This is a genomic window from Parcubacteria group bacterium CG10_big_fil_rev_8_21_14_0_10_36_14 (genome assembly GCA_002772895.1).
In the GTDB taxonomy this organism is placed as follows: domain Bacteria; phylum Patescibacteriota; class Patescibacteriia.
Genome location: PFCS01000042.1, coordinates 90,282 through 102,892, shown reverse-complemented (window position 1 = coordinate 102,892; position 12,611 = coordinate 90,282). Strand labels below are relative to the sequence as shown.

At 35.0% G+C, this 12,611-nt stretch carries 16 protein-coding genes, 1 tRNA gene and 2 other RNA genes; 2 read left to right on the top strand and 17 right to left on the bottom strand.

Annotation, left to right across the window (positions count from 1 at the left end; genetic code table 11):
- Positions 1-92 precede the first annotated feature (92 nt).
- A complete protein-coding gene (locus COU51_03615; protein PIR66596.1) occupies positions 93-662 on the top strand; it encodes a hypothetical protein in 570 nt (189 codons plus the stop codon).
- Positions 663-738: 76 nt separating this feature from the next.
- On the opposite strand, the gene rplT is transcribed toward COU51_03615, so the two are convergent.
- The 12 genes from rplT to COU51_03555 all read right to left on the bottom strand — a co-directional run bounded on the left by rplT (position 739) and on the right by COU51_03555 (position 8,614).
- On the bottom strand, positions 739-1,086 hold the full coding sequence (gene rplT / locus COU51_03610) for a 50S ribosomal protein L20 (protein ID PIR66595.1): 348 nt from the start codon (positions 1,084-1,086) through the stop codon (positions 739-741).
- A gap of 89 nt (positions 1,087-1,175) precedes the next feature.
- Positions 1,176-1,364, bottom strand: coding sequence for a 50S ribosomal protein L35 (locus COU51_03605; GenBank protein ID PIR66594.1), 189 nt, complete (start codon positions 1,362-1,364; stop codon positions 1,176-1,178).
- Between the two features lie 10 nt (positions 1,365-1,374).
- The gene (locus COU51_03600) at positions 1,375-1,983 is read right to left on the bottom strand and encodes a translation initiation factor IF-3 (protein ID PIR66593.1); all 609 of its coding nucleotides are present in this window, start codon (positions 1,981-1,983) and stop codon (positions 1,375-1,377) included.
- A gap of 55 nt (positions 1,984-2,038) precedes the next feature.
- Positions 2,039-2,426: a transfer-messenger RNA gene (gene ssrA / locus COU51_03595) on the bottom strand.
- 24 nt (positions 2,427-2,450) lie between these two features.
- Positions 2,451-2,897 carry an SsrA-binding protein gene (locus tag COU51_03590; GenBank protein ID PIR66592.1) on the bottom strand — a complete coding sequence of 149 codons (447 nt, stop codon included), beginning with the start codon at positions 2,895-2,897 and terminating at the stop codon, positions 2,451-2,453.
- A gap of 31 nt (positions 2,898-2,928) precedes the next feature.
- Positions 2,929-3,219, bottom strand: coding sequence for a hypothetical protein (locus tag COU51_03585; GenBank protein PIR66591.1), 291 nt, complete (start codon positions 3,217-3,219; stop codon positions 2,929-2,931).
- Positions 3,219-3,554: a hypothetical protein gene (locus COU51_03580; protein ID PIR66590.1), complete on the bottom strand. Its 336-nt coding sequence runs from the start codon at positions 3,552-3,554 to the stop codon at positions 3,219-3,221. Before COU51_03580 ends, COU51_03585 begins: the two co-directional genes overlap by 1 nt.
- An 11-nt stretch (positions 3,555-3,565) precedes the next feature.
- Complete coding sequence (locus COU51_03575; protein PIR66589.1) at positions 3,566-3,817, bottom strand: hypothetical protein; 252 nt, start codon at positions 3,815-3,817, stop codon at positions 3,566-3,568.
- Positions 3,817-5,010, bottom strand: coding sequence for a hypothetical protein (locus COU51_03570; protein PIR66588.1), 1,194 nt, complete (start codon positions 5,008-5,010; stop codon positions 3,817-3,819). Before COU51_03570 ends, COU51_03575 begins: the two co-directional genes overlap by 1 nt.
- Positions 4,968-6,065, bottom strand: coding sequence for a hypothetical protein (locus COU51_03565; GenBank protein PIR66587.1), 1,098 nt, complete (start codon positions 6,063-6,065; stop codon positions 4,968-4,970). The genes COU51_03570 and COU51_03565 overlap by 43 nt, the downstream gene beginning before the upstream one ends.
- 23 nt (positions 6,066-6,088) lie before the next feature.
- The gene (locus COU51_03560; GenBank protein PIR66586.1) at positions 6,089-7,171 is read right to left on the bottom strand and encodes a glycosyltransferase family 4 protein; all 1,083 of its coding nucleotides are present in this window, start codon (positions 7,169-7,171) and stop codon (positions 6,089-6,091) included.
- 12 nt (positions 7,172-7,183) lie between these two features.
- Entirely contained in the window at positions 7,184-8,614 is a 1,431-nt protein-coding gene (locus COU51_03555; protein ID PIR66585.1) for a hypothetical protein, read from the bottom strand.
- Positions 8,615-8,680: 66 nt separating this feature from the next.
- Here COU51_03555 and rnpB point away from each other — a divergent pair.
- Positions 8,681-9,104: RNase P RNA component class A (rnpB, locus tag COU51_03550), an RNA gene on the top strand.
- 18 nt (positions 9,105-9,122) lie between these two features.
- On the opposite strand, the gene COU51_03545 is transcribed toward rnpB, so the two are convergent.
- The 5 genes from COU51_03545 to COU51_03525 form a co-directional block, all read right to left on the bottom strand.
- The gene (locus tag COU51_03545; protein ID PIR66584.1) at positions 9,123-9,347 is read right to left on the bottom strand and encodes a hypothetical protein; all 225 of its coding nucleotides are present in this window, start codon (positions 9,345-9,347) and stop codon (positions 9,123-9,125) included.
- 67 nt (positions 9,348-9,414) lie between these two features.
- Entirely contained in the window at positions 9,415-9,612 is a 198-nt protein-coding gene (locus COU51_03540) for a hypothetical protein (GenBank protein ID PIR66583.1), read from the bottom strand.
- 32 nt (positions 9,613-9,644) lie between these two features.
- Complete coding sequence (gene trpS, locus COU51_03535) at positions 9,645-10,655, bottom strand: tryptophan--tRNA ligase (protein PIR66582.1); 1,011 nt, start codon at positions 10,653-10,655, stop codon at positions 9,645-9,647.
- Positions 10,656-10,746: 91 nt separating this feature from the next.
- Positions 10,747-12,489: a ribonuclease J gene (locus COU51_03530; GenBank protein PIR66581.1), complete on the bottom strand. Its 1,743-nt coding sequence runs from the start codon at positions 12,487-12,489 to the stop codon at positions 10,747-10,749.
- A 23-nt stretch (positions 12,490-12,512) separates the two neighbouring features.
- Positions 12,513-12,594 (bottom strand) — tRNA-Leu (locus COU51_03525).
- Positions 12,595-12,611 lie beyond the last annotated feature (17 nt).

Below are 12,611 nucleotides of genomic sequence, written 5' to 3'. Positions count from 1 at the left end.
ATTTGACATATCCACCACTTTAATGGTTTTGACCATATTTTTCTAATTGGGTGGTGCGTTCAGTTTAGATTATTGCCACAATAAAAAGATACTTGACAAAAACACGGAAATATGATATTAAAAAAATAGATCTTTACAAAGGAGCAATACGAATGGCGATCAGTTTGAGAGAAGCGGAAACCCAAAAAAAAGAATCCATCAAAAAATCTATAAATGATGACAGAATAAGAGAGTTGGAAAAATCCATTGATAGTAGCATTGTAAGGTTTCTTTCAAAAAAGAAAGTAGGATTTTTTAAAAAAAGGGTTAAAGCTATTGCTAATTTCTATTATAATGAATGTGAAGACCAAACAACGCTCAAGATCTTGGCTGAGAACGGCGAAATTGAAGCTTTTCTTGAAAGATATAGACAAGAAGGATGGACTGTTAAATATGGTTTAAATTTGATTGGCAAGCCATCTCTAATTTTTTACAGATTTATTGATCCGCAAGCAAAATCAAAAGAACCGATTATGCTTGAGAAAAAGAGGGATCGCGTCAAAGAACTAAAAATGCAATCCGAGCAAATCCAAATTGAGCTCCAACGACTTGAAGCGGAAATCCAGATGCTCACCGAGTCGCCAAATAGCCGAGATCCGCAATTATTAAAAGAACATCACTAAATCACAAAACCGCCTAACAGCGGTTTTTAAAATACAGCCCGCAATTTGCGGGCTGTATTTTTTATTTGTAGAAAATTTATTGTTTTATTTGTTCAACAATCTTTTTAAATGTCTCGGGTTCTTTTGAAGCAAGTTCCGATAAAACTTTTCTGTCCAATACTGAGCCGGATTTTTTTAGGGCTCCCATAAACTTTGAGTAGCTCCATCCAAGCTCCTTTAATGCTGCGCCGATACGAACCTGTTGAAAGCCTCGGTTAACTCTTTTCTTAACTCGTCTGTCACGATAAGCGTGAGCTCCGGCTTTTGTTCCGGCTGTCTTCGCTTGTTTAATAAGATTTTTTCTTCCACCTCTAAAACCCTTAACTTTTTGTAAGATATTTCTTCTGCGTTTTACATGGGCTTTACCTCTTTTTACTCTTGGCATAATAATTTAAGTTTTAGGTTGTAGGTTTTAGGTTGTAGGCTAAGCTATCCCGCCATGCAGGACTAAACTCCTAATTACCCGACACCTTTTTACATTAATTCTTTTATATTTTTATTCAATGTTTCAGACATTGAAACATCTCTGCGTTTTTTACGCGTTGTCTTGCTTGATTCTCTTGAATTAAAATGACCTTGTCCCGCTTTTCTTTTTAAGACCTTTCCTGTTTTGGTAACCTTAAATCTTTTGGTCACCGTTTTATGTGTTTTTAATTTTCCCATACTTTTTTATTTAAAGGCCTTGAACATCCTCTTTCTGTTCTTCGGCTTTTTCTTGATTATTTTGAAAATTATTTTGTCCAGGAGCAATTATAACGAAAAACTTCCATCCCTGCCTGGATACAGGCTGTTCTATTTTAATCGGTGTTTTATCTCCAGTTTCTTTTACAAAATTATTTAAAACTTCTCTTCCAATATCCGGATGCCCCTTCTCTCTTCCTTTTAGCATCAGTTCCACCTTGACCTTATCTCCATCTTCTAAAAACTTTAGTGCCTGTCTAATACGCAAATCAATATCATGTCTGCCGATTCTGGAAGAAAGACGTATTCCTTTTACTTCGATCTTTTTTTGCTGAGCCTTTTGTCTTTTTATTTCTTTTTCTTTTTGATATCTAAATCTTCCGTAATCAGTAATTTTTGCGATATGCAAGTCACCTTTTGGGACGATTTCTATCAAATCCTTTCCCTGCTCTTCTGCCATGCGTAAAGCATCACGCGTATCCATTTCACCTAAAAAATTTCCTTCATCATCAACAATTTTAAGACGGGGAGTTCTTATCCCCTCGTTATATTTAAATCTTATTTGCGGTTTTTCCGGACGCTTTTTGCGCGAAATCCTCATGTTGATTTATTTGATTAATTAATCATCTCCATCTATCTTCGAATTTTTCAAAAACAAATGGAGATGGCGGGAGTCGAACCCGCGTCTGAAAATAATACACAATACAATCTACAAGCTTAGCCCACTTGGTTTCTCGCAATCGGTTAAAAAGTAGGCGAAATAACCAATCGCAAAGTTCAATTTGTGTTTTGGTAAATCAGGCTGAACAAACCCTTATTACCTATCTCGAAATATGACACCCGGATTCGGCTTATCGAGAATCAACCGAGCGGATGGGCTATTGCTATTAAGCGACAGCCATTGCGAGCCTTGGCGCAAAAGCATTAGCTAAAACGCTTTTGGCTCTTTGTACTAAGTTTGCACTTGTACGGTTGAGCTGTTTACGGGGTGCTCACCCCGACTTGCACATATTGCTTATATTCCCATCGATGCCTAGCATCCCCTAATGAGTTATAAGCTATATAAAGCTAATATTTCAAAGTTCTTTTGATATCACGCTCAATATCTTTCTTTTTCTTAATTTCTTTTTTCTCATACTGTTTCTTTCCTTTTCCTATCCCTATCTCAATCTTTACCTTGCTTCCCTTAGTATACACTAAAAGGGGCAGGATTGTCAAGCCCTTTACTTCGCTTTTTCCCTTAAGATAGAGAATTTCACGCTTTTTAAGTAAAAGCTTTCTTGAACGTTCGGGCTCATAATCCGATAGTCCGCCTGCTGGTTTATATTTACCGATGTAAGAGCCTGTGAGAAAGGCCTCATTATTATGAAAAGTTACATATGCGCCTTTTAAGCTCATATTACCATTTCTTACCGCTTTCACCTCAAATCCATACAAAACAATACCGGCTTCGTATTTTTCCAGTATTTCGTAATCATGATATGCTTTTTTATTTTCAGATAGTGATTTGTCCATGAGAATAATGTATCAAAAAAGGCGGTTAAAATCAACCACCTATAAAAACTTTTTCTATCGCCATGAACCAATCTCTTTTTAGAATTCCGCGCCCTTTACTAAAACTTATAAGCTGCCAAAACTTTTGCATTTTTATATTACTTAAAATCAGGATAATAAAAAAAGGAAAATCAAACTCAATCATTTCTCCATATACAATTTTTACGATATTTATTAAAGAACTTTTATGTCTCAGAATACCATCTCCTTCAAGGACAAAAAATATTTCTAAAAGTCCTTCTGCGGAACAAAAGAATCCGTCAGGCTCTCTGTAGGGACCCATCATAATATCTTTTTAAGAAATTCTTTATTCTTGTTTTTCCAAGAAAATCCCCATTCTTCTCCCCACTCTTTTACAAGAATTTTTAACCATTCTTCTTTTGTGATATTTTTATTTTTTCCCATTAATACTATTTTTACCGCTTGTTGAACCCGCGCAGAAAAAGAAAACGAAGCATATAAAACAGAAAGTTCATTATCTTCGTATGTGTCGTCAATTGCTGTTCTAAAAACTATTTTATCCTGCTTTTTCCAACGTTCAAATCCTGCGATATCCTTAATTAATTGGAAAAGGTCATCTACAGTACAGCAAAAATAACTTCCTTCTTTTCTTGCCATCTTTCTTCTCCTTACAGATTCGGGCTATAAATTAATTTTAAAAAATCTTCTTTGGGTAGTCCAATTTTTTTTCCAAAAAACATCCAACGAAAAGGCAATACCCAATAAATTGATACTTCGGGAACTATGGCAGATGTCTCCGAACTATAAATACGAGCTAAAAGAAGCGCTATATATTCTTGATCTTTTACACTATGTATATATCCGCAAAATTCTTTAAAAATTATTTCGGCGCTAATAGAGACTTCTTTAAAAGAACTCATCATTTTCTCCTTGTGTCTTTTTTATTAATATTAACATTCTTATAAAAAATTTCCAAATATTCTTCTGCTGTTTTTTTAAATTGATATCTCGCAAGCAAAGTGTTCACATTAGCGTCAGTACTATATCCTATCAAAGATTTTTTTAAAACCTCTTTTATATCCTCAACATTATAAGGATTAAAATATAAAACCGCATTTCCCAAGACTTCATGTAAAGCCGGAATGTCGGAACAGACAACGGGCAAATTAAATGAAAGCGCCTCTAAGGGTGGCAATCCAAATCCTTCCATTAGCGAAGGAAAGGCATAAACTTTTGCATATTTGTATAGCGTCACAAGCTCTTCATCGCTGGCGTATCCGTAAAATAAAATATCTTTTGGATATTTGATATTAAATTGTGAATATTTTTTTCTAGATTCTTCTTCCAACCGCTTACTAAAATAATCTCGCTTGCCGACCAAAACCAATTGTAAATCAGATTGTTCTTTTTTTATTTTATGAAACGCTTCTATCAAACAATCCAAATTTTTATGAGGGTAGGCATTGCCTACATATAATATATAGGGAGATAAAATCCCTTTGTCGCGCAGAAAATTTTTGCCTAAATCAATGTTTCGTGGCAATGCAGAAAGACCTTCGTAAACAACACGCACTTTATCCGGGTCTACTCCAAGCTCTTTAATTATTTCGTTCCTTACAAAATATGTTGGGGCAATAATTTTTCTTGCCCGCCGAACTCCTCGACTCAAAATAAAATTATAAAAAAAATATTTTATATAAAATTTTAGCGGACCCAAGGTGCTGGCGCGCACTGATTTAAAATGTTTTAGTATAAGATCATGGACAGTCATCACATAAGGTGTCTTCAAAAAAAACGGAATATTAAGATGCGGGAGATATGCAATATCAGCCTTTTCTTCATCTATATATTTGCCCAAAAACAATTGTTCTTTTAATGTATACCAATTTAGATCAACTTTTTTTTTCTTAAAATTTATATTTTTTGGGTTATATAAATCCCAATTTTTTGACGATAAAAAAATAACATATTGATTGGTTTTATCAATCTGCTCTAAATTTTCTACAACCTCCTTTACATATCTGCCAATACCGGTTTCTGTCCCAAAAAACCTGGCGTCAATAATTATTTTCATAAAAATGAATTTATTATTTCTCCCGCTTCCCTGGCGCATTTTTCCCAGCTATATTTTTTTACATTCTCCCAGCCTTTTTCAATTAATCTATTTTTTAATTCTAAATTATTTAGAACATCTTCCATCGCTTTGGATATTTCATTAATATTATAGGGATTGACCAAAAGCGCGCTATCTCCCAAAACTTCGCTCATAGAAGATGTAGAGCTGGCAACAACCGGCACTCCCAAAATCTGAGCTTCTAAAGGCGGAAAGCCAAACCCTTCGTAAAAGCTAGGATAAACAAAAAGTTGAGATTCGTAAATAAGTCTGGCTTTATCGCTCTCCCTAATATACCCAACCATTTTTATCTTATCTTTTTTATCACTTTTAGTAATCCTCTTTTTAATTATTTTTTTATGCTTTCCTGTTCCTGCTATATAAAGATCTAATCCTGTATTACATTTTTCATAAGCCGAAATAAGCCCTAAAATATTTTTTCTTGGTTCCAGATTGGCAAGATAAAGTATATAATTCCCCTTTCTATTTTGGAGTTCGCCTGCATCAATGCTTATTCCCGGATAAACAACTTTTATTTTTTGAGGGTTTATCCCAAAAATATTTATTAAGTCTTCTTTGGTATTATTTGATACGGCTATTATTAAATCTGAATTTTTATAAAGTTTTTTAGGATTTATTATCCAATGCCAAATACGATCACGTAAATTGAAAAATTTTGGACAAATCGCGAAAGATAAATCATGAGCAATGACGATTTTTTTATCTCCCTTGCTTTTCCAAAAATTTATGTTAGGCAACAAAAATAAATCTATCTTATTTTTAATGCGTTTTTCAATCATCTTATTTATATTGGGAAAACCGAATAAAAGTAAGCTAAGATTAAATAATTTATTTGGCGCTCGAAAAAAAACTTTTAAAAATCTGCTCTCAAATTCTTTAAGGCGATGCAAAGAGTTGCAAAAAAGATATATTTTTTTATTTTCACTATTGAGATTATTAATCAGGTGCCTGGTATATTGTGGAATTCCGCCAGAGCCCAATAGCGCTCTTGCATCTATGCAAATATTTTTTTCTTTATTAGGATTATGCATCATAATAATTTTTAATAAATAAAAAATTATTTTAAATTCTCATTAATAAATCCGCAAATTTTTTCTTTAAAAATTTTCGTATCAAATTTTTTAGCGTGTTCTCGAATTGTCTGTGAATTATATTTTTCCGGTTTGAATCTAATTATTTCTCCTACTATATCTTCCCACGCCTGTTCATCGATAAACTCTCCGGTTACTCCTGGAACAACCGTTTCAAGCGCTCCGCCCTTTGGATATGCGATAACCGGCCTGCCTGATGCCATCGCTTCAACCGCTGTAATGCCAAAATCCTCTTCTTGCGGATGAAGAAAAGCAAGGCACTTGCTAAAAAGCTCTTGTTTTACCAATTCGCCTACTTTCCCTAAAAATTTTATATTCGGCTTGGCAATACTTTTCAAATATTCACTCGCTGGCCCTTCGCCAAAAATATAAAGATTGATACCGAGCTTATTAAATGCTTGTATTGCCACGTCATAACGTTTATAGCTTACTAGCCGACCGCCAATTAAATAAAAATCTTCTGGCTTACTTATATAAAATTTGTCAGTTTCTATCGGTGGATATATAACCTCGCTTCTGCGATGATAATATTTATTAATACGTTCTGCAACTGCATCAGAATTGGCGATAAAATAATCAACTCTGTCGGCAGCCGATCTATCCCAAAGGCGTAATTTGCTTAAAACCGGAGGTAGCACCCATTTAATCGGTTTCGGAATATTTAACTCACTAACATAAGAATGGGTCTCGCTCCAAAGATAACGAGTCGGAGTATGGCAATACGAAAAATGCGTGCTTCCCGGACGCGTTAAAATCCCTTTGGCAAAAGCTGAGGTGGAAGATAAAACAACGTCATAACCCAATAAGTCATAGCTCTCTGTCGCCAAAGGCATAAAAGGCAAATACCACTGATAATAGCTTTTTATACTGGGCGCCTTTTGAAGCGGAGATGTGATAACTTTTGTTCCATGAAACTCTTTGCCCATTTTTTCCTCATCATAAAATAAAGTAAAAATCGGCGCTTCCGGCCAAATCTCGGTAAACGTTTTTAAAACTTTCTCAGCTCCTCCTTGCTGGGATAGATAATCATGAATTAAGGCTATTTTCATATAATACCTAATTTAATATGCTCCCTTTTTACTCAAAACAACAAATGGAGTCTTGAGTAAAATATACAAGTCCATCCACATCGACCAGTTTTCCATATAATATTTATCAAGCTTTACCTCTTCTTCAAAACCAAGGTCAGCTCTGCCAGAAATCTGAGCTAATCCGGTTATCCCGGGTTTAATTGAAAGAATGTGTTTGTGGTGTCCGCTATAACTTGAAACTTCTTCCGGTAAATGCGGACGAGGTCCAACCAAACTCATGTCTCCCTTAAAGACTAAAAAAAATTCCGGTAATTCATCCAAACTATACTGTCTAATAAATTTTCCGACCCTACCGACACGAGGATCGTTTTTTATTTTTACCATTGGCGTACCTAGTCGTTCATTAAGTCCCGCCAACTCTTCGTATCTCATATTATGAGTATTGGTTTTCATTGAACGAAATTTAAAATAATTAAATGGCTTACCATCTTCTCCGATTCTCTTAGCTTTTTTGCCATCATCAAGATGCGACCAAAAAATGGGACCCGGAGCTGATTTATCAAATTTTATAGCAATCGCAACCACAAGCATTATTGGAAAAAATAATATTATCAAAAAAAAGGAACCAATAATATCAAAAAATCTTTTATATACTTTTGCCCAGCCATCAAGACGAGTTCTTTTTACTTCTACCATGGGTATGCCGGCAACCGTAGTCATTTCTATATTCTTCAAAGTGGTTGAAAAAAAATCCGCGCTATATTTAAAATTGATTCTATTTTCTTCACAAAACCTTAACAGCTCAATATGAGCATCTCTTGTTGGAATACCAGCATAAATTATTTCATCAAGCTTCTTTTCTGACTTTAAGTTTTTTAAAGCATACTTTGCCATTTCATCAAGAACAACAAAAAAAGCAACTGTTTTTCTTCCTAAAACCGGATTTTCTAAAAATTCATTTTTTATGGCGTCATATGCTTTTCCGCTTCCAATTACGGCCACTCGTAAAACACCTATCCCCTTTTTCTTGAATAAGTAATAAATAAATTTTATTATTATTCTCCCAAACGAAACAAAAACAATAGATAATACCCATGCCGCTAAAATAATAAAACGTGAAGCAAAAAATTCGCGCTTGAAAAATATAAGAGCAATAACAAATACTATCCCGGTTGAACAGGCAAAAATAATTTTTGGGATATCATCAAAAAATTTTCTTTCTTTTATCTTATATAAACCGTTTAAAGCAAATATCAAAAGCCATACTAGAGGAATGGTAAAAGATAATAAAAAATACCAATTATATGGAATGATGGAAACAGCCGGTTCCAAATCCGCATAGGCTGATCCAAAGCGGATAAAATAAGACGCCAGGGCAGCGGAAACCAACATTACATAATCTACCGGCAACTGAATTGTAGTAAAAAATAATCGCATCTTCATACACTTCCAAATTACCATTATTTAACTAAAATTTCAAGGCAGGCACTTGACAAAAAAACTAAAATGTGCTATATTGTATCTATTCAGGTAAGCAAGGTGGTTACTCCCGACTTGTCGGGAGAGGAAAGTCCGAACACCATTTCTTTAACAGAATTATGGGCAGTCGATAACGTCGACCAATATAAATATATGGAAATTACCTCTCGCGAGAAATTTTCATTTATGAAATTTAGGGAAAGTGCCACAGAGACGATTAAAGCTCCTTCGGGAGCCAAATGTGAAAAGTTAGAAGGTGTGTTTCGTATATTACGAAATTGCTACTTCTCTTCCCGGCTGGCGACAGCCGAGGACGGTAAACCCTGCCCGGTGCAAGGCCAAGGTTCCCGCAAGGGAAATGGTAGGCCGCTCGAACTTTGCAGTAATGCAAAGTCTAGATAGATAATCACCCCCATCTCCGTCAACTGACGAATAATGGGAACAAAATTCGGCTTATTTGTTTACCTGAATATTAAAAAAACCGAGTATTTTACTCGGTTTTTTTGTTTGCCCAATCCCAAATGGCCTGCGCGGACATTCCTGATACACTTTTTTTAATTTTTTTTCCTCTCCAAATCTTTCTCATTTCTCTCAATATTTTACGGGATTCTACACCCAATCGATCCTCCAAATTTTCATTATCGCGTTCTATAAACTCTGCGTATTGCGCATAATATGCCAGAATGCTCGCTTCCAGTCCACTAATTTTTCTCATTTTTCCCTCCAAAGGACTAAACTTATGTTAGCACAAAAAAATACAATATACAAAAAATCCGAGCGTTTTACTCGATTTTTTTATTTATTTTATTTTGAGCCTCTTTCAACATTAATTTTAGTATCCTCTCTACTTCTATTGATACACCCATCTCCTTTAAGTCATTTTCAACGACCAGTATATCTTCTTTTGTAGGGTTATATAATCTCTGCTTAAAAAGAGCCAATATACTAACTTCTCTTGGTGTGATCTCTTTCGCTTTCATTTTTTCCTCCTTGTTTCATGTTTTTAAATAAACTATCTAATCCCTACTCTCTTTCTAACATCCTCTATTGTTTTCAATGCTTCTATTCTCGCTTTCTTAGCGCCGGCTTCCAAAATCTTTTGAACTTTTCCTTCGTTTTTTTGGAGAACTGCCCTGTGTTTTCTAAAAAGCTCAAAATGATTGGCAAGTTCGTGAGCTACGGCTTCTTTCAAATCTTTATAACTTATTTTTTTTATTTTTTTAAATCTGTCGTATTGTTTTTTATTTCCTAAAAGACGCAACATCTCTAAAAGATTATACGCTCCCATCATCCCAGGATTATCTTTTATTTTTTTCTCATCAATTATACCAGACGGTTCTGTCACGGCCTTAGAAATCTTGTCTTTTATGATTTTGCTATCATCTGTAAGCGCAATATAAGATTTTTCCCCCATGCTTTTACTCATTTTTTTAAAAGGATCTGACAGGCTCATAACTCTTGGCGACTCCGTAAGGAGCGCTTCGGGCAAAGGAAATGTTTCGCCAAAACGAGCGTTAAACCATTTGGCAATATCGCGAGTAAGTTCAATATGCTGAGCTTGATCTTCGCCAACTGGCACTAACCCTGATTTAAAAAGTAAAATATCCGCGGCTTGTAAAACCGGATAATCAAAAAGTCCCATATTCACATTCTTTTTTTGATGAACCGCTTTGTCTTTAAACTGCGTCATACGTTCCAACTCTTTTACCGGTGTAATACAATTAAAAATCCAAGCAAGCTCTGTTACCTCCGGCACATGCGACTGAACAAAAATTGTACATTTTTTCGGATCAAGCCCAAGCGCCAAATAATCCATCGCTAAAGATAAAATTTGTTTAGGTTTCTCTTTCGGATCAAAGTTTGTAGCAAGAGAATGCAAATCAACGATAGTAAAATAACATTTATATTGACTTTGTAATACGACAAAATTTTTCAGCGCGCCAAAATAATTGCCAATATGAAGCAGGCCGGTCGGCTGAATCCCGGAATAGATGATTTGCTGAGATTGTTTTTTTACCGTCATATATTCTTATATTATCAAAATTTTAGAAACCCCGCAATGCAGGGTTTCTAAAATTTGTAAGTTAGAAACTATTGATTGAAAAATTTAGATTTTAAACCTCTATTAACACCGGCAAAACCATTGGACGTTTTTTTGTTCTTTTCCATAAAAATTGTCCAATTTCATTCCTTATTTTATTCTTTAGATAATCCTCAAATGCCGGCGAAGCAGGGTCGGTATCTTTTAATAAAAGCTTAACTTTTGTTCTGGCTTGTTCAATTAGTGGCTTATGTTCTTTTAAATAAACAAACCCACGCGAAATAATGTCAGGATTGCCGATAAGTTCGCTAGTTTTTGTGTCTATCGTAACAATAACAACGAACATTCCATCTTCTGCCAGCTGTCTTCTGTCGCGAAGCACCACTTCATTTGAATCGGCATAACCGAGCCCATCAATCATTACATAATCATTCGGAACTTTTTCCTGCGTCAGTCGTCCGCCACGTTTATCAAAGGTTATAACCTGACCATTTGAAGCGATAAATATTTTTTCTCTCGGTATGCCGGTTTTCTCTGCCAAATTTCCATGCATTTCAAGAAGATATCTGTTTCCATGAATTGGAATAAAATATTCCGGTTTTATAAGACGCATCATTAATTTTAAGTCTTCTTGCTTGGCATGACCTCCAGCATGAACATCCATCATTTGATAATGAATAACTTTTGCTCCATGACGAACAAGAGTGTCTTTCAGGTGTTGAACCGTTCTTTCATTGCCGGGAATTACAGAAGACGAAAAAACAATAGTATCTCCTTTTTGTATTCTTATAAGACGGTGTTCATTATTTGCTACGCGCATTAAGACGGCATTTTTTTCACCCTGCGCTCCGGTACAAATAACGATAAGCTTTTCATCCGGAATATTTTTAAAATCTTTCTCTTCTATGATCGTGTGTGGTTTTACTTTCATATATCCGAGGCTATGAGCAATCTCAATATTACTCTTCATACTTCTGCCTTGAATCAGAACGCGTCTATTATACTTTTCCGCCAAAGAAATAAGCTGTTGAACACGAGTTAAAAGAGATGAGAATGTACCAATAATAATTCGGCTCTTCGCATCTTCAAAAATTTTGTCCATATCATGATTTATTTCGCCTTCGGAAATTTGATAACCAGGACTTTCAGCGTTTGTGCTATCCGACATAAGCACTAAAACTTTTTTTGTTCCATACATCGCAATTTGCGTAAGATCTGCCGGTTCGTCATTTACAGGAGTAAAATCAAATTTGAAATCTCCGGTCGTGATGATATAACCCAAAGGGGTATCCAAAGCTACGCCAAAAGCATCAAAAATATTATGATTTATATGATACGGCTCAAAAGTAAAAACTCCGAGCTTTATCGTATCTCCTATTTTTACAGTTTGTATTTTTAGAGGAGGCGCATCATGGAACTCTTCTTGTCTTTTTTTGATTATACCGGCGGTAAGGGGGGCTGTATAAATTATTGGGTTTCCAATTTTTGCCATTAGATGAGGTATTCCCCCAATATGGTCATAGTGACCATGAGTTATGATTATACCTTTAATTTTTTTACTTTTATTTTTTAAGTAATCAAAATTGGGAATTATGTAATCAATCCCCGGCATATCTTCTTCGGGAAACTGGAGTCCCATATCGACTATGACAATATCATCGCCATATTCAAAAAGGGTACAGTTTCTACCAATTTCTTCTAATCCGCCCAAAGGAATAATACGCAGTTTTTTGATATTTTCAATATTTTTTTTATCAAATGGTCTTTGTATTCTTTGTCGTCTAGGTCTTTTGTTTATTTTTTTTCTTTCTACCATAAAAATTAATCAATTATCTTAAATGCCTGAGGAGGGAGTCGAACCCTCACGCCTTACGGCACATGAACCTGAATCATGCGTGTATACCAGTTTCACCACTCAGGCGTACTATAAATCTAAAA